Raw genomic sequence first — 17,498 nt, 5'->3', positions numbered from 1 at the left:
TCCCGCGGTTACCGGCTCAGCGCGGGGACTTTCCCAGATAGCGCTCCACAATGGTCCTTATCCCGTCACGTTTTTTGAACTGATAGAGCTCCTTGTCAAACTGCTCGACAAAGGCCTGCTTGTAGGGGAACTTTCCCTGGCGACTGTAGCCAAGAAACCCCTGCTCCTTGCTGAGCACGGGCCCCTGTTTGAGGAGTGACATGTCGGCCACCGCCAGCTGATCCGCCTTGATCATGGCAAGCAGTTCATAGAGCAGGGAGAGGCGATCATTAATGGTACAGTCCACCCGACCACGCACAATCTTGAGCAAGTTTTCCCGATTGCTTTTGACCTCTTCAAGATCAATTTGCTTCTCCTTCACCGCCTGCCAGAAGGCGTCGCCACCAATAGCGAAACCGGCATTCATACCAAAGCGCAAACCATGATAGTCAGCCGGAAAGTTGGCCTGCGGCGTATTGATGGCCACATTTGCGCCACACATCACCACCAGCTCTTCATCCAGTATCGGTTGGGAGTAGGGCCAGATATAAGGGCGGGCATCGGGCAGGTAGTAGGGTGGAAAAATGGCAAAGGCAGAGCCCTGCTCCACCATGCTCAGACTGCGGCGCCATGGCATGGGTTTGAGCACCACCTCATAGTCACTCATGGACGCTGTCACTTCACGAATGATATCGGCATAGATCCCCCTGACCTCCTCCCCTTCCTGCCAGGAGTAGGGGGGATAAGCGGAATCCGCCAGGATCTCGACCCGGGTCTTGGCTTGCGCCATGACACAGAGGCCCAGCAATAAACAACACCAGAAGCGCATAAGCCGGATACTCCTGCAAGAAAGCCTGCATCAAGCATAGCCATCCGCCGCACCTTCCTCTGCCGTCACCCCATCTTTCCCGTCACATCCGCAGCGGCAACAAAATGCTAATGAAATATTAACTTCATCCTTTATGCTGGAGAGCAATTGCTCTGAATGGATGGCCGCATATGGATGTGCAACTGCTTCTGCTCTACCTCTCCCCGGTTTTTCTGGCCTTTATCGGCTGGGAGATGCTCTACCTGCGCAAACATGGCGCGGCCTTTCCCACTGCCACCTACCAGTGGCGGGATCTGTTCGCCAACGCCGCCCTTGCCCTGATGCATCAGGGGGGCGATGCGCTGGCGGCCATCGCCATTGCTTATCTGTATGACACCCTCTGGGGCTGGCGACTGTTCGATATCGAGCTGAATCTCTGGAGTGTGCTACTGCTGTTCCTGTTGCAGGATCTCTGTTACTGGCTGTTCCACTTCACCAGCCACCATGTGCGCTGGTTGTGGGCCTCCCATGTGGTGCACCACAGCTCGGAGCGGCTTAATCTCTCCACCGCCTTTCGCCAGAGCCTGATGTATCCCATCTCCGGCATGTGGCTGTTCTGGATCCCGATGATTGTCATCGGCTTCCCGCCCGAGGCGGTGGTCGCCACCGTGCTGCTGAGCCTGGGCTTCCAGTTCTTCGTCCACACCCAGGTGGTGGGCAAGCTGGGCTGGCTGGAGTGGATCTTCAACACCCCCTCCCACCACAGGGTGCACCACGCCAGCAACGCCAAGTACATAGACCGCAACTTTGCCGGGGTGTTAATCATCTGGGATCGGCTGTTTGGCACCTTTGTCGAAGAAGATCCGGCCGAGCCGTGTCGCTTTGGCATCACCAAGCCGATCCACAGCTTCAACCCCCTCACTCTCACCTTCCACGAATGGCGCGACATGCTGCGCGACGCTCGCGGTCTGCCGTGGCGACAAAAACTTGCCGTGCTGTTTGGCAAGCCATCAGGGCCCTCCACATCCTGATTGCAGACAGATAAAAACCAGCGAGGCCACCCTAAGGTGGCCTCGCTGCATATCAGGCAAGTCGCGACTCAATGACCCGCCAGTACCCGCTTGATCTGTTTCACCCAGTCGGATACCCGACCATCTTGCGGCAAGCGGCGCCAAATCTGCTCCCACTGGGCAGGACTGAGCGGGCGGCCCAGCCGACGCTGCACACCGGCATAGAGATAGTCGTGTGCAGTGGTGGTGGCATGGGCAGAGGTGAGGAATTTGTAGACCGGATCGGTCAGCCGCACATCCCGCATACCGAGTAGCGGGTAGTCATTTTTCACCGCCGCCAGCATGGTTTCACGCATGGCCGACTCGATGTAGCCACGGGCAAACAGGGCGGTCACCGACTCCAGCGATCCCTGCTCCGGGCCGTGGTACTCCTCGTCAAACACCGGGCTTGGCTCTGCCATACCACTTTGCACCACCGCATCGGGATCCGGCTGCGGCACAACCACGGCGGGCTTGGGGGCGACCGGCTTGGCTGCCACTGTGGCTTTGCGCGGGGCACTCTGGCTACAGGCACCCAGTGCCAGGGCGAGCGCGACACAGGCCAGCGCACGGGAATGAGACTGCATCTTCATGACTCTTCTGTCGCTCCTTTTACGATTCCTGAGCTGGCTTCTCGGCCACCATCGGCTCGACCCGGGTGACCAGCAACTGATCAATCTTGTAACTGTCGATATCCACCACTTCGAACTTGTAGCCCGCGTATTTCACCGAGTCGGTGCGCTTGGGGATCTTGCGCAGCATATACATGATGAAACCGGCGATGGTCTCGTAGTTCTGGTTCTCGGGGAACTCTTCGATATCGAAGGCACGCATCACGTCGGAGATAGGGGTCACCCCATCCACCAGCCAGGAGCTCTCGTCGCGCTGGACGATCTGCTCTTCCACCACGTGGGTCGCCCACTCGCCCATCACGGTACTCATCAGGTCGTTCATGGTGACAATCCCCACCACCAGTGCGTACTCGTTCATCACCACGGCAAAGTCGCCACGATGATTCTTGAAGTACTCCATCGCCTCATAGAGGTTCAACGTATCGGGGATGATGATGACATTCTGCACCAGGTTGCCGCCGATGAGATCGATACTCTGGCCGCTGATGACGCGGATCAGCAGCTCTTTGGCATCGACGAAACCCTTGATGCTGTCGAGGTTGTGGTCACAGACCAGAAACTTGTTGTGGGGGTGCTCGGCGATCTTGGCCTTGATGCTCTCTTCGCTCTCTTGCAGGGTGAAGTAGATGAGGCTCTCGCGCGCCGTCATGGCGGAGGTGACGCCAAGGGACTGCAGCTCGAACACGTTCTCGATGAGCTGGTGCTCCTCGCGCTGAATCACCCCCGCCTCGGCACCGGCATCCATCACCGCATAGATATCGTCGGAAGTGATCTCGTCATTGCGCACGGTAGAGACCCGCAGCAGGCGGAACAGAGAGTTCGCCAACCCGTTGAAGACCCACACCAGCGGCATCAGCACGGTGACGAAGAAGAGCATGGGGCGCACCACCACCACGGCAATCTGCTCGGGCATGGTCATAGCCAGACGCTTGGGCATCAGATCGGCGATCAGGATAAACATGCCGGTAACGAACACGAAGGAGGCACCGGAGCTGATCTCGCCAAGCCAGGGCCCCTGATAGAACTCGGAGACAATCCCCTTGATGGCGGGGTTGAGAGCAGACTCACCCAAAATACCGCCCAAAATGGCGACGGTATTGAGACCAATCTGCACCACGGTGAAAAAGTTGCCCGGCTGGGCCTGCAGCGCCAGCACCTTTTCGGCCTGACGATTACCTTCGTCCGCCATCACCTGCAATTTGATTTTGCGGGAGGCCGCGAGGGAGATCTCGGAGAGGGAGAAAAACACACTGCCGCCAACCAGCAGCATTAAAAAGAACAAACTATCGGCAAAACTCATGATTAACCTATTGCTACACCCGCCTTAGCACAAGACGGCAAACTGGGCCCGGGAGACCGAGCCGTGGGTCAATCCAGGACCCACACAAGAGGCGTATTCTATCAGAAAACAGCCAATTGGGGGCTTTATCTTACTCCGACCAGTTATGCAACAAAAAAGGCGCTTCACGCGCCTTTTTATTCACTTCCGGTTAGCTCTTGCCCAGCAAGGTGCCCAGATCGTCCGCCTTGGTATGGCGCACATCCTTGCCTTTCACGTAGTAGACGATGTACTCGCAGATATGCTGGCAGCGATCGCCGACCCGCTCGATGGCCCGCGCCGCCCACAGCACGTTGAGTACCTGGGGGATGGTGCGCGGATCTTCCATCATGTAGGTCATCAGCTCGCGGATGATCGACTCGTACTCCCGGTCTACCTTGTCATCTTCCTTGTAGACTGCCAGTGCCGCATCCAGATCCATGCGGGCGAAGGCATCGAGCACATCGTGCAGCATCTTGATGGTGCGACGGCCCATATTCTCCAGCGACACCAGCGGCGGCTGCGGCTTGTTGGCGTTGTCGGTCAGCATGCGGGCGATCTTGTCCGCCACGTCGCCAATGCGCTCCAGATCGGTGATGGTCTTGATAATGGCCATTACCAGTCGCAGGTCGGAGGCGGTCGGCTGACGCTTGGCGATGATGCGGGTGCACTCCTCGTCGATCGCCACTTCCATGGCGTTGACTTTGTGGTCATTGGCCACGATCTTGCGCGCTGCATCGAGATCCTGATCGTGGATCGCCGCGATGGCGTCGGTGAGCTGCTGCTCCACCAAACCGCCCATCACCAGCACCTGATTGCGCACGCTCTCGAGCTCGGCATTGAACTGACCGGAGATGTGTTTATTGAGGTTCATATTGTCCATACAAATAATCCTTGATGCTCCGAGTATGCCTTAGTCGTGGAACCGACTGCCAATCTGTTTGCTGAGGTTCATCCTCTTCTCTCCTTAGCCGTAACGACCGGTGATGTAGTCTTCGGTCTTCTTCTTGGCCGGGGTGGTGAAGATGGTGTTGGTATCCGAGTACTCGATAAGCTCGCCCATATACATAAAGGCGGTCTGATCCGACACCCGCGCCGCCTGCTGCATGTTGTGGGTCACGATCACCACGGTGAACTGGCTCTTGAGCTCGTTGATCAGCTCCTCGATGGTGAGGGTGGAGATGGGGTCAAGCGCCGAGGTCGGCTCATCGAGCAGCAACACTTCCGGCTCGATGGCGATGGCGCGGGCAATCACCAGTCGCTGCTGCTGACCGCCGGAGAGACCGAAGGCGTTGTCATGCAGACGATCTTTAACCTCGTCCCACAGGGCCGCACCGCGCAGGGAACGCTCGGCGGCTTCATCCAGGGTACGGCGATCGTTGATCCCCTGCAGACGCAGGCCATAGACCACGTTTTCGTAAATGGACTTGGGGAAGGGGTTCGGGCGCTGGAACACCATGCCCACCTGACGGCGCAGGGCAGAAACATCGACGCTCTTGTCATAGATGTTGTGACCGTGCAGCTGGATCTCCCCCTCGATACGGCAGATCTCCACCAGATCGTTCATCCGGTTGATGCAGCGCAGCAGGGTCGATTTACCACAGCCAGACGGACCGATAAAGGCGGTCACCTGCCCTTTGGGGATCTTCATGTTGACGTTGAACAGCGCCTGCTTGTTGCCGTAGTACAGGTTGAGATCCTTCACCTCCAGCGCGGTCTGCTCCGGGCTCAGGTTAAGCAGGTCCAGCGCGGTGTGCTGGGTGGATGCAGTCGTTACGTTGATCATCTGTTACCTCAAAATCTGTCGGTGGCGGCGGGTCATCTCATCACCCGCGGCCGGAACGCTTTGCTGGCACGGGGCATCGCCCGCCCCGGCCCGTCTCAATGGCAGCTGGTCTATCAATGCTCCAGCGACCGGAATTTCTCACGCAAGTGGTTGCGAATACCGATAGCCGTCAGGTTAAGACCGACGATCACCGTCACCAGCAGGAAGGAGGTGGCGTAGACCAGAGGGCGGGCCGCCTCGACGTTGGGGCTCTGGAAACCGACGTCATAGATGTGGAAGCCCAGGTGCATGAACTTGCGCTCCACATGCAGATACGGGAAGTTGCCATCCATCGGCAGGGTCGGCGCCAGTTTCACTACCCCCACCAGCATCAGCGGTGCCACTTCACCGGCAGCACGGGCAATCGCCAGAATAAGACCGGTCATGATGGCCGGGCTCGCCATCGGCAGCACGATGCGCCACAGGGTCTCGGCCTGGGTGGCACCCAGTGCCAGCGAGCCCTGACGGATGGTGCTCGGGATCCGTGCCAGCCCCTCTTCGGTGGAGACGATCACCACAGGCAGGGTCAGGATGGCCAGGGTCAGCGCCGACCAGATAACGCCGGGTGAACCAAAGGTCGGACTCGGCAGCGCCTCCGGATAAAACAGCTGGTCTAACGAACCACCCAGCGTGTAGACGAAGAAGCCCAGACCAAACACGCCATAAACGATGGAGGGCACGCCCGCCAGGTTGATCACCGCGATGCGGATGATCTTGGTCAGGCTGTTCTTGCCCGCATACTCGTGCAGGTAAACTGCCGCCACCACCCCCAGTGGGGTCACGATGATCGCCATCAGGAACACCATGAAGACGGTGCCGAAGATGGCCGGGAATACCCCGCCCTCGGTGTTGGCTTCACGGGGATCGTCAGAGACGAACTTGCCAATCTGGTGGAACCAGTGACCCACCTTGGCCAGCAGGCTCATGTCGTTGGGCCATACCACATCCAGCACCTTGGACATCGGCATGGTCACCAGCTCACCACGCATATCCTTGACGGTAATGGCGTCGCGATCCGCTTGGGCACGCAGGGAGAAGAGCTCCTTCTCCAGCACCTGATAACGATCGTTGAGGGACTGACGCTCGCTCGCCAGCTGGGCTTTGAGCTGGTCGGTCAGCTTGTCATCCAGCTCGGCCTTGCGCTCTTTGAGGCGCAGCCGCTCCAGCTGATAGTTGATGCTGCCGATCTCCCCTTTTTGCAGATCGTTGGCCTGCTCCGAAAGGCCATTGGCCCGGGCCAGCACCCGCTGCAACGCCGGATGAATATCCTGGGTCAGCTCGCGGCCATCCTCTTTCACCGAGGCGATGTAGCCATAGAAGTTGCCGTTGGTGGCACGCTCAACCATGGCCAGCTCGGCTGGCTGGCTCTGAGACTTGATGTCAGTCTCCAGTACCCAGCGAAAATCCAGGTCAACGAACTCACGGTTGCCGGTCTTGACCAGATAGCGGGTCAGCAGCTCGCGCTCCTCTCCCTTGAGCGGCAGGCCCGCAGCGCGCAGGCGCTCCACCGGTACCAACTCGCGATCGTTGATCTCGCCGATCAGCACACTCTTGTTGCCCTGGGCGTCTTCAAGTTGCCACTCATAGATGGGGTGCGGCCAGAAGTAGACCAGACCACGCCAGCCGATCAGCAGCAGCAGCCCCAGAACCGCCACCAGACTCAGGCTGACGGCGCCGCCGGTCATCCAGATCCAGGGGGCCCCTGATTTAAACCACTTACCCATTGTCGATTCCTTGTCCATTACAGAGCCGCCCCTTACATCGAGCTGTATTTTTCACGCAACCGCTGACGGACAAACTCGGCCAGGGTGTTGAACAAAAAGGTGAACACAAACAGGACAAAGGCGGCGAGGAACAGCACCCGGTAGTGGGAACTGCCCACTTCCGACTCCGGCATCTCTACCGCGATGTTGGCGGCCAGGGTGCGCAGCCCCTGGAACATGGAGAAGTCCATGATGGGGGTGTTGCCGGTAGCCATCAGCACGATCATGGTCTCGCCCACGGCGCGGCCCAGACCCATCATCACCGCCGAGAAGATGCCGGGGCTGGCGGTGAGGATCACCACCCGACTCAGGGTCTGCCACGGGGTGGCCCCCAGCGCCAGTGAACCCTGAGTGAGGTGCTTGGGCACCGAGAAGACCGCATCTTCGGCAATGGAGAAGATGGTGGGGATGACCGCAAAGCCCATGGCGATACCGACCACCAGCGAGTTGCGCTGGTCGAACTTGATGCCCATTTCGTGGGTCAGCCAGATGCGCGAATCACCGTGCATAAAGGTGTTCTCGATGATTGGGCTCAGCGCAAAGGCCCCCCAACCGATCAGCAGCAACACCGGGATCAGCAGGATGGCGTGCCACCCCTCCGGCAACCAGGTACGGCTGCGCTCCGGCAGGTAGTTCCAGACCAGCGCGGTCAGCAACATCCCCATCGGCAGCAACACCAGCAGCAACACCACCCCGGGCAGAGCCCCCTCGATGATGGGTGCCAGCCAGAGACCGGCCAGGAAACCGAGGATAACGGTCGGCAGCGCCGCCATGATCTCGACGGTCGGTTTGACATATTTACGCAGCCCGGCCGACATGAAATAGGCGGTATAGATGGCGCCCGCGACACCGAGCGGCACCGCAAACATCATGGCGTAGAAAGAGGCTTTCAAGGTGCCAAACACCAGCGGTACCAGGCTCAGCTTGGCTTCAAAGTCATTGCTGGCAGAGGTGGATTGCCACACATACTGGGGCTCGGGGTACCCTTCGTACCACACCTGCTGCCAGAGGGCAGACCAGGTTACCTCGGGGTGCTCGTTCTCTACCGCAAACAGTTTGAATGTTGGCCCCTGCTGCAACAGCAGCAGATTGTGGCGCGGCGAAATGGCCAGCGCCGACAAGGCGCCGCCTTCAACCTGCTCGCTCAGCAGTTTGGTCTCGCCGGTAGCGTGGAAGAAGCTGACAATGCCGTGCTTGTCGGCGCTGATAAAGCCTTTGCGAAAGTGTTCTGGCGTCAGCAGATCCACCGCCCCATCGCCCTTGAAGTCACGAATTTGGGTGAACTGGCGTTTACCATCCTTCGCTACTTCGAACCACTGGGAGATGACGCCATTGTCATTGCCGACCAGCAGGGAGGAAGCACCGGAGAGCAGCTCGACCCGGGTCACATTGGCATCGGGGGCGTTGATCTCCAGCACGTTGCGCAGAGAGATATTGCTCAGGTCATGAATGTCATAGACGGAGAGGCGATTGCCCTCCCGCACAAACAGGATGCGCAGGTTGGGGGTGAGCAACATCTGATCGACGTGACGTGGCAAGGAGGGGATGTCGTAGTTCTGGGCACTCCACTCAATCTCGCCGGAGAGGAAGTTCTCCTCGCCGCTCATCACCGACATCACACCGCGACCATCTTCGGTCACCGCAGCGGCGGCCATCTTGTCCTTGGTCGCCTCAAACACCAGAGTCTGGAGCGCCTTGCCTTGCGAGTCGACCACTACCGGCTCTTCGCCGAAGGGGTACTGCAGGCTGGGCTCAATCACCCGTACATCGTTGGGATAGGAGACCTTGAACGCGGGTTGGACAACCTGCGCCTTGCCATCGGCAAAGCCATAGGCGATCAGCTTCTGACCCGGGGCGGGTGCGGCAACCGAGGTGATGTCACCGGCGACTTGTGCCTCGCCAAGAGATTGACCGACCTTGATTTTGCCATCCCCCTGCACGGCGAAGAAGTTAACCAACCCCTTGTCGCTGAAGCGATAGCCAATCTCGTTTTGCTCCTCCACCCCAAGCCAGGCGGTCTTGCCGGTTGTTGGCAGAGTAAACGAGGCGGTCGGCTCCATCGTGGCACCATTGAAGATGGGTTTAACCACATAGAGCAGATAAAAGAAGATAAGCAGTAGCGCCACCAGTACCAGGGCTCCGCCGGTGGTGACGCCATATTTGGCCAATTTGTCCTTGATCCGGCGTTTTCTACTGCCCGCCATAACCAAGTTTAACGATTCCGATGACATGCAAGACCTCAATGTAAGCTAGGCTTGGCGGCATTATATGGCGGTTGCATGACAGTTTTGTTACACCCGCCACCTTAAATAAGCAGGATAAACAGGGGCTCGGCAGACAAGGGTGGAGAGGATGTACAGGCTTAATAAATAATTGTTTTTTAAATAGTTATAAAGAAGGCAAGCGGCAGGATAGTGCATCCTGCCACTGACCGGTTCAGGCTGAAGCCTCACCCGATTGTTGCAGCGCCAGTTTGGCCGCCTTTTTTTCGGCGCGGCGCCGCTTGAAAAAGGCCGACAACTGAGCCGAGCAGGCATCGGCCAGCACCCCGCCAGTCAACGCCACGATATGGTTGTGACGAGCATCCTGCAAAATCTCGAACACCGACCCCGCAGCCCCGGTCTTGAGATCCCTGGCGCCATAGACCACCCGCTTGACCCGGCTGTGAATGAGCGCACCGGCACACATGCAGCAGGGTTCCAGCGTCACATAGAGGGTGGTATCGAGCAGCCGATAATTCGCCAGCTGCTTGCCCGCCGCCCGGATCGCCATCACCTCGGCATGGGCACAGGCATCGTGTTCGCTGATGGAGCTGTTCCACCCCTCGCCCACGATCTCGTCACCCAGCACCAGCACGGCTCCGACCGGGATCTCGCCAATCCCTTCGGCACGAGCAGCCAAGGCCATAGCGTGGCGCATCCACTTTTCATCCTCTGCCGCCTGATCCGGCGCATCGGCCCCCTCTGCTGATTTCACAGCCATGCCTCTCTGTTTGCTCAATGGTTCGGTTCGTATTCCATATCTCAGCACTTTTTAGATAAATTCATAAATAACTGGAATAATTAGTGGCTGCGACAGGGCGGCGATTATGCCAAATCTCCCTCCTCCGCCCAAGTCACATCTTGGCTGCGCAATAAAGAAGCAATCGGCATCTCTATGATAAAAAAGGAGTTGCACCCGTTTGGCCATGCTATTAGACTTCCTCCCCGTCAGCCGAGTCTGACTCCGTCGGTGTGTAGCGCAGCCAGGTAGCGCATCTGCATGGGGTGTAGAGGGTCGGAGGTTCGAATCCTCTCACACCGACCATTTTCCCCGAGAATAGCCCAGTCAAACGACTGGGCTATTTTTTTGACCCCGATTTATCCTCTGTATCCCGCCCGCGTCAGGGAACAAAATTCATACAGAACCACTTGAATCTTTTTTGTGAACTCTTTAAGATGCGCACCTTTCCGCCGGCAGACAAGACAGGGAGGTGGAAGCACTAGTGAAGGATCACTGGCTGGCTTGCGTTCAATAGAGGACCAGGCATGAACCAGAGCACAGATGTCACCCCTGTCATTTCCGATGGCACCGTCCCGCACGACCCGACTGACACGACCGAGCAAGCAGAATTACATGTCATCCAACTGGATGTGATCGATTTGGCTGAACCGGACGATGACTATTGATCCTGACTGGATAGCCACTCGCTTCACAGCGGCTCACACCGGTTAACAACCTCAGTTTCCCGCGTTGAACCACAAGCCCGCAAAAAACGACAAACCGCTATTTATGTCCACAATAGCAGCATTATTGACTAAAGCCTTGTCCCCATGCCGCCCTGGCATTTCCCCCGACACCTGATACAAACCTACGTTATTGCGTGTCACTTTCCATCACGCCAGCCACCGAAGCCAAAAGAATCCACATCAATACATCCAGTTTAAAACGTACGTTCATTAGTCAGCACCAGCAATAGCAAAACCTTGATTGCAGTATTCAAACGCACTTTATACGACTGTTTTGGCAAAGCCTGGAGTAAGGTCGGGATTTGTTTTTGCATTTGTAATTTTATTACGTAATAAATTACAAAAAGAGAGTGCCTCAACCAACCCGATCCCCCCCTTGGCCGATGGGAAAATGCAGGAGCATAACCATCTGTGTAGAGCTTTTATACCAATTCAATAAATCAATAAAAAACATAAACTTAACTATATTCAAAAAACAGGTGTTTAAAAAAAACTGTTGACGTAATCGCCAATATTTCGCACCTTATCAATCGTGTTACCCCGTTGTTGCGGGAACGTTTCAGAAACAGGGATTCGACTTTAGTCGTAGTTAGTAAGTTCAAAATGTAATTCTCAAAGGAGTGAACCTTATGTCGGCACCGGCTCAGACCCACTGCAGCGCCCGCCTTCGCATCCAGGGCGAGATGCTGCCCGAATACGCGCAAATTCTGACGCCGGACGCGGTGGCTCTGGTCTCCGAACTGGTGGAACGTTTTGCTCCCCAAAGAGGGGAATTGCTGAAACAACGTGTGGCACGCCAGGCCCGTATCGATGGTGGCGAGCTGCCGGACTTCCTGCCGGAAACCGCCCACATCCGTGAAGGTGACTGGACCATTCGCGGCATTCCCGCCGACCTGCAAGACCGCCGTGTGGAGATCACCGGCCCGGTCGAGCGCAAGATGGTCATTAACGCCCTCAACGCCAACGTCAAGGTATTCATGGCGGACTTCGAGGATTCACTGGCCCCCGCCTGGAATAAAGTGATAGAGGGTCAAATCAACCTGCGCGATGCGGTCAACGGCACCGTCTCTTATACCAGTCCGGAAGGAAAGGCTTATACCCTGAACCCCAATCCGGCCGTCCTCATCTGCCGGGTTCGTGGTCTGCACCTGCCGGAAAAACATGTCACCTTCGATGGCGAACCCATTCCCGGCGGCCTGTTCGATTTTGCCCTCTATTTCCTGCACAACTATCAGGCGCTGCTGGCCAAAGGCTCCGGCCCCTACTTCTACGTGCCCAAATTGCAGAGCAATCTGGAAGGGCGCTGGTGGAGCGAGGTGTTCGCCTGGACCGAGGACAAGTTCGGCCTGCCCCGCGGCACCATCAAGGCCACCGTGTTGATCGAAACCCTGCCAGCAGTGTTCGAGATGGATGAGCTGCTCTATCAGATGAAGGATCACATCGTCGCCCTCAACTGCGGCCGCTGGGACTACATCTTCAGCTACATCAAGACCTTGAAGAACCACCCGGATCGGGTACTGCCCGACCGCCAAGTAGTGACCATGGACAAGCCGTTCCTCTCCGCCTACTCGCGGCTGCTGATCAAAACCTGTCACAAGCGCGGTGCACTGGCGATGGGTGGCATGGCTGCCTTTATTCCGGCCAAGGATGCTGCCGTCAACGAGCAGGTGTTTGCCAAGGTCAAAGCCGACAAGGAGCGCGAAGCCAACAACGGCCACGATGGCACCTGGGTCGCTCACCCTGGCCTCGCCGATACCGCCATGGCGGTGTTCAATGCCACCATTGCGGCTGGCGCCAAGAACCAGATCGGCGTACTGCGTGAGCAGGATGCCCCCATCACCGCCGCCGACCTGCTGGCCCCCTGCGAGGGCGAGCGCACCGAGGCAGGAATGCGCACCAATATCCGGGTCGCCCTGCAATATCTGGAGGCCTGGATCAACGGCAACGGCTGTGTGCCCATCTACGGTCTGATGGAAGATGCTGCCACCGCCGAGATCTCTCGCACCTCCATCTGGCAGTGGATCCGCCACGGCAAGAGCCTCGCCAACGGCAAGGTGGTGACCAAGGAGCTGTTCCGCCAGATGCTGGCCGAAGAGCTGGAAGTGGTCAAAGCCGAAGTGGGTACCGAACGCTGGCAGGCGGGTCTCTTTACCGAGGCGAGTGAGCTGATGGAAGAGATCACCTGCGCCGATACCCTGATCGATTTTCTGACGCTGCCCGGTTACGAGCGGCTCTGAACTCCGGGCCCCGGGCGGGGCTCGCCAATAACAAGTCAATGGAAACGTGAAATCAATGAAAGAGGGAACTGATATGGCACTGACCCGTGAGCAACAGATCCAGGCTATCGAGAAAGACTGGGCGGAAAACCCCCGCTGGAAAGGGATCAAGCGCGGCTACAGCGCCGAAGATGTGGTGAATCTGCGCGGCAGCTTGCAGCCGGTGCATACGCTGGCCCAGCGCGGTGCCGACAAGCTGTGGGGTTTGATCCACGGCGAGGCCAAAAAAGGCTACGTCAACTGCCTCGGTGCCCTGACCGCTGGCCAGGCAGTGCAACAGGCCAAGGCAGGGATCGAAGCGATTTACCTCTCCGGCTGGCAGGTGGCGGCGGACAACAACTTGTCCTCCACCATGTATCCGGATCAGTCCCTCTACCCGGCCAACTCGGTACCGTCCGTGGTGGAGCGCATCAATAACTCCTTCGCCCGTGCCGACCAGATCCAGTGGGCCAACAAGGTAGGGCCGCAGGACGAGGGCTTTATCGACTACTTCCTGCCGATCGTGGCCGATGCGGAAGCCGGTTTCGGCGGCGTGCTGAACGCCTTCGAACTGATGAAGGGAATGATTGAAGCGGGCGCCGCTGGCGTGCACTTTGAAGATCAGCTGGCATCGGTGAAGAAATGCGGCCATATGGGCGGCAAGGTGCTGGTACCGACTCAGGAAGCTGTGCAGAAGCTGGTTGCTGCCCGTCTGGCAGCCGATGTATGCGGCACCACCACCCTGGTGATCGCCCGTACCGACGCCAACGCCGCTGACCTGTTGACCACCGACGCTGACCCGTACGATTCAGACTTCCTGACTGGCGAGCGCACTGCCGAAGGGTTCTATAAGGTGCGTGCCGGTATCGATCAGGCAATCGCTCGCGGTCTGGCTTACGCCCCCTACGCCGACATGGTGTGGTGCGAAACCGCCAAACCGGATCTGGACGAAGCGCGTAAATTTGCCGAAGCGATCAAGGCCAAGTTCCCGGATCGCATCCTGGCCTACAACTGCTCCCCGAGCTTCAACTGGAAGAAGAATCTGGACGATGCCACCATCGCCCGCTTCCAGCAAGCGCTCTCCGACATGGGCTACAAGTACCAGTTCATTACCCTCGCGGGTATCCACAACATGTGGTTCCACATGTACGAGCTGGCCTACCAATACGCCCGTGGCGAGGGGATGAAGCACTACGTCGAGATGGTGCAGGAGCCGGAATTTGCCGCCGCCAGCCGTGGCTACACCTTCGTGGCACACCAGCAGGAGGTCGGTACCGGTTACTTCGACAAGGTGACGACCGTCATTCAGGGTGGCCAATCCTCGGTCACCGCGCTGACAGGTTCGACCGAAGAAGATCAGTTCCACTGATAGGCCGAGTCCCTTGAGATAGTCCTTGAGATAGCAAAACCCCGGCTTAATGCCGGGGTTTGTTTTTATCTGCCATTCAAAGGTCGGACAGGTACACAACCGCACACCATCGACAGGATCAGAGCTCGAGGATCTCTTTGACAAAGGGAATGGTCAGCTTGCGCTTGGCGCGAAATGAGGCGTTGTCGAGCTGATTGAGGGTGGTAAGCAGGGTACGCATATCGCGGGAGAGACGGTTGAGCAGGAAGCGGCCCACATCGATGGGCAGTTTGAAGCCCCGCAGCTCGGCACGCAGCTGCAGGGCACTGAGCTTGCCTTCATCATCCAGCTCTTCAAGGTGGAAACTGACACCCCAATCGAGGCGTGAGGCGAGATCCGGCAATTGCAGCCCCAGTTTGCGCGGTGCGCTGCAGCCGGTGACCACCAGCGTCCCCTCGCCCTTTTCTTGCCAGCGATTGTAGAAGTCGAACAGCGCCCGCTCCCACACGGTATTGCCGGCGATCGCCTCCAGGCTGTCGAGGCAGACCAGCGGCAGGCTTTCGAGGGCGTCGAGCATGCTGGGATCGAGCTGTTCAAACTGATCGAGGGAGAGATAGGCCGCCGCCGCATCGCGAGCGTTGACCTCGGCACAGGTGGCGTGCAGCAGATGAGAGCGTCCGGATCCCTTGGCTCCCCAGAAATAGAGGAAAGGCGATCCCTGACCGATGGCCGCGTTCTTGAGGGCGGTGATCAGATGAGCATTGTTGCCGGGATAAAAACTGACGAAGGTTTCATCATCCGGTAGTTGTACGGCTAAAGACAGTTGGGCCGGTTGCTTCACTCGTTGGGCTTTGACTGTGACATTTGTGGCTAAGTGTATCATCGCAATGGCAGATAGAGAACCGCCCGGACCAGCCGGGCGGTAGACAAAAGCCTTATAAAATCAGGGCTGCGACCATTGGTAACGCAAACCGCTGCCATTATCGTCAACCTTGTGCAGACGACTCTCAAGCTGCAGCGCCCGCACCAGCTCGGCCTGCTCCCCTTGCAGGGTAAAGTTGAAGGTGACCTGATCCCCCTCCAGCTTGCCGATCGCCACCTTGCTGACGTTGGCCATCCCCTGCAGCATCTTCTGCACGGCGATCATGCTCTCCACTTCGGAGAGGCCATCCACCACCAGGGTCTGACTGGTTGCCGGACCAGAAATTCGGGCACCGTAGTTTTTCACCAGCCAGGCCGCCAGCGAATCGGCAAACCCTTGTGCCACTTCAGCCTGAGTGCCACTGCTATTGCCGCGAGTCAGCTCGGCCACTTCACCGGCGGTCTTGGGACCGTAGAGTCCCCAGTCGATGCTCCACTTGTCACCTTCCGGGGTCAGCTTGCCCAGCACCACCATCTCGGCGCCATAGCGCTGGCTCGCCTGCAAAATCGGATCGGCAAAGCGACCCCAGACGTCGGTGGCACTGACCGCCATATTGTCGTCGAGATCCATCAGCGGAATGCTGATGGGCAGCCCCAGTGTCTGGGCCTGCTCACGCAAGGCTTGCGCCCAGCCATCAACCGATTGATCCGCCAGCAGGTGGCGCTCCCCCTGATCCACCACCAGCCAGACTGCCATCTGCGGACGAGCCGGGCCGAGCAGGGCAAACTGGCTCTCTGAAACCAGGCTGTTGACCTTGTCACTCTTGAACTCGGCTTTCAGATACTTGACCGAATCCAGATCCTGATAGCCATAACTCTTTACATAGTCACCCGGGGCAGCCAGCGCCTTGACCACGGCGGGCTGGGTCAGAATATCCCGCTTACCGGTCACTTTGATCAATACCTGCCCCAGAGCCTGGGATTGGGCAGCAGCCATATCGCCGCTGGTCGGTGCCTTACCCTGATAAAGGTCGGTCACCTGAGCGGCCGAGGCCATGAATGACAGGCCGCAGCAGAGGGCGGCCACAACACGTTTGAACATGAACAGAGTCTCGAAATGGGAGAGTGTGCTTATGGTAGCGGCAAGGCGCATCCTGCGGCAAGGCTGGCACAAGCGGCCACAAACAGCAGAGCCGGCAATGCGCCGGCTCCGATCACCCCTTCCACATGGGAAGCGGGTCAAGGCATCAACTTACTTGGTGCCGAAAATCTTGTCGCCCGCATCGCCCAGACCCGGCACGATGTAGCCTTTCTCGTTCAGCCCCTGGTCGACGGAAGCGCAGTAGAGTTCCACGTCAGGGTGAGCGGCTTCCAGCGCCTTGATCCCTTCCGGCGCAGCAACCAGTACCAGCACCTTGATGGACTGGCAGCCCTTCTTCTTGAGCAGATCGATGGTCGCGATCATGGAACCACCAGTGGCCAGCATCGGATCGATGACCAGCGCCAGACGCTCTTCGATGTTGCTGACGATCTTCTCGAAGTAGGGAACCGGCTGCAGGGTCTCTTCATCGCGGTAAACACCGACCACGCTGACGCGGGCGCTCGGCATATGCTCCAGCACGCCATCCATCATGCCAAGGCCGGCACGCAGGATTGGTACGACGGTTACCTTCTTGCCCTTGATTTGATCAACTTCTACTGGCCCATTCCAGCCATCGATGATAACCTTTTCGGTTTCGAAGTCAGAGGTCGCTTCATAGGTCAACAAACTGCCCACTTCTTTGGCCAGTTCACGGAAACGCTTGGTGCTGATATCGCCTTCACGCATCAGACCGATCTTGTGTTTGACCAGGGGGTGTTTGACTTCAACGACTTTCATTATTATCTCCTCTAACCTGCCGCAAAAAAATCGCGGAATCATACAACAAAAGC

Annotated in this window: 15 protein-coding genes and 1 tRNA gene; 5 read left to right on the top strand and 11 right to left on the bottom strand. The window is 58.0% G+C overall.

The features are described from left to right. Window positions 1–16 precede the first annotated feature (16 nt). Window positions 17–808, bottom strand: coding sequence for a substrate-binding periplasmic protein (locus ACE1BR_RS21265; RefSeq protein ID WP_374873792.1), 792 nt, complete (start codon window positions 806–808; stop codon window positions 17–19). Window positions 809–978: 170 nt separating this feature from the next. Here ACE1BR_RS21265 and ACE1BR_RS21260 point away from each other — a divergent pair, with 170 nt between their 5' ends. Beyond that, window positions 979–1,818, top strand: coding sequence for a sterol desaturase family protein (locus tag ACE1BR_RS21260; RefSeq protein ID WP_374873790.1), 840 nt, complete (start codon window positions 979–981; stop codon window positions 1,816–1,818). Window positions 1,819–1,886: 68 nt separating this feature from the next. Here ACE1BR_RS21260 and ACE1BR_RS21255 read toward each other — a convergent pair whose 3' ends face one another. From ACE1BR_RS21255 to tadA, 7 genes are all read right to left on the bottom strand, one after another. Continuing rightward, the gene (locus ACE1BR_RS21255) at window positions 1,887–2,429 is read right to left on the bottom strand and encodes a hypothetical protein (protein ID WP_374873788.1); all 543 of its coding nucleotides are present in this window, start codon (window positions 2,427–2,429) and stop codon (window positions 1,887–1,889) included. Window positions 2,430–2,448: 19 nt separating this feature from the next. Beyond that, window positions 2,449–3,768, bottom strand: coding sequence for a hemolysin family protein (locus ACE1BR_RS21250; RefSeq protein ID WP_374873786.1), 1,320 nt, complete (start codon window positions 3,766–3,768; stop codon window positions 2,449–2,451). Between the two features lie 190 nt (window positions 3,769–3,958). After that, the gene (phoU, locus tag ACE1BR_RS21245) at window positions 3,959–4,669 is read right to left on the bottom strand and encodes a phosphate signaling complex protein PhoU (protein ID WP_159158637.1); all 711 of its coding nucleotides are present in this window, start codon (window positions 4,667–4,669) and stop codon (window positions 3,959–3,961) included. 84 nt (window positions 4,670–4,753) lie between these two features. Further along, window positions 4,754–5,572, bottom strand: a complete 819-nt coding sequence (gene pstB, locus ACE1BR_RS21240; RefSeq protein WP_139477099.1) for a phosphate ABC transporter ATP-binding protein PstB — start codon at window positions 5,570–5,572, stop codon at window positions 4,754–4,756. A 113-nt stretch (window positions 5,573–5,685) separates the two neighbouring features. Next, window positions 5,686–7,335, bottom strand: a complete 1,650-nt coding sequence (gene pstA, locus ACE1BR_RS21235; RefSeq protein WP_374873783.1) for a phosphate ABC transporter permease PstA — start codon at window positions 7,333–7,335, stop codon at window positions 5,686–5,688. Between the two features lie 32 nt (window positions 7,336–7,367). Next, the gene (locus tag ACE1BR_RS21230; protein WP_374873781.1) at window positions 7,368–9,605 is read right to left on the bottom strand and encodes an ABC transporter permease subunit; all 2,238 of its coding nucleotides are present in this window, start codon (window positions 9,603–9,605) and stop codon (window positions 7,368–7,370) included. A 205-nt stretch (window positions 9,606–9,810) separates the two neighbouring features. Further along, window positions 9,811–10,293 carry a tRNA adenosine(34) deaminase TadA gene (gene tadA / locus ACE1BR_RS21225; protein WP_374873959.1) on the bottom strand — a complete coding sequence of 161 codons (483 nt, stop codon included), beginning with the start codon at window positions 10,291–10,293 and terminating at the stop codon, window positions 9,811–9,813. Between the two features lie 310 nt (window positions 10,294–10,603). On the opposite strand from tadA, the gene ACE1BR_RS21220 reads away from it, so the two are divergent. From ACE1BR_RS21220 to aceA, 4 genes are all read left to right on the top strand, one after another. Further along, window positions 10,604–10,680: transfer RNA gene (locus ACE1BR_RS21220), tRNA-Pro, on the top strand. Between the two features lie 221 nt (window positions 10,681–10,901). Continuing rightward, entirely contained in the window at window positions 10,902–11,042 is a 141-nt protein-coding gene (locus ACE1BR_RS21215) for a hypothetical protein (RefSeq protein ID WP_374873779.1), read from the top strand. Window positions 11,043–11,731: 689 nt separating this feature from the next. Next, window positions 11,732–13,339, top strand: coding sequence for a malate synthase A (aceB, locus tag ACE1BR_RS21210; RefSeq protein ID WP_374873777.1), 1,608 nt, complete (start codon window positions 11,732–11,734; stop codon window positions 13,337–13,339). A gap of 73 nt (window positions 13,340–13,412) precedes the next feature. Further along, window positions 13,413–14,726: an isocitrate lyase gene (gene aceA / locus ACE1BR_RS21205; protein WP_374873775.1), complete on the top strand. Its 1,314-nt coding sequence runs from the start codon at window positions 13,413–13,415 to the stop codon at window positions 14,724–14,726. A gap of 118 nt (window positions 14,727–14,844) precedes the next feature. Here aceA and hda read toward each other — a convergent pair whose 3' ends face one another. From hda to upp, 3 genes are all read right to left on the bottom strand, one after another. Beyond that, window positions 14,845–15,546 (bottom strand): DnaA inactivator Hda, encoded by a 702-nt coding sequence (gene hda, locus ACE1BR_RS21200; RefSeq protein ID WP_236316712.1) that lies wholly within the window; start codon window positions 15,544–15,546, stop codon window positions 14,845–14,847. Window positions 15,547–15,648: 102 nt separating this feature from the next. Further along, the gene (locus tag ACE1BR_RS21195; RefSeq protein WP_374873773.1) at window positions 15,649–16,668 is read right to left on the bottom strand and encodes a DUF2066 domain-containing protein; all 1,020 of its coding nucleotides are present in this window, start codon (window positions 16,666–16,668) and stop codon (window positions 15,649–15,651) included. Window positions 16,669–16,818: 150 nt separating this feature from the next. Beyond that, window positions 16,819–17,445, bottom strand: a complete 627-nt coding sequence (upp, locus tag ACE1BR_RS21190; protein ID WP_033138692.1) for a uracil phosphoribosyltransferase — start codon at window positions 17,443–17,445, stop codon at window positions 16,819–16,821. Between the last annotated feature and the right edge of the window lie 53 nt (window positions 17,446–17,498).

It is taken from the genome of Aeromonas sp. MdU4 (genome assembly GCF_041929505.1).
Classification (GTDB): Bacteria; Pseudomonadota; Gammaproteobacteria; order Enterobacterales; family Aeromonadaceae; genus Aeromonas.
The sequence above is the reverse complement of the archived record's forward strand: the minus strand, read 5'-3'. Positions and strand labels throughout refer to the sequence as shown.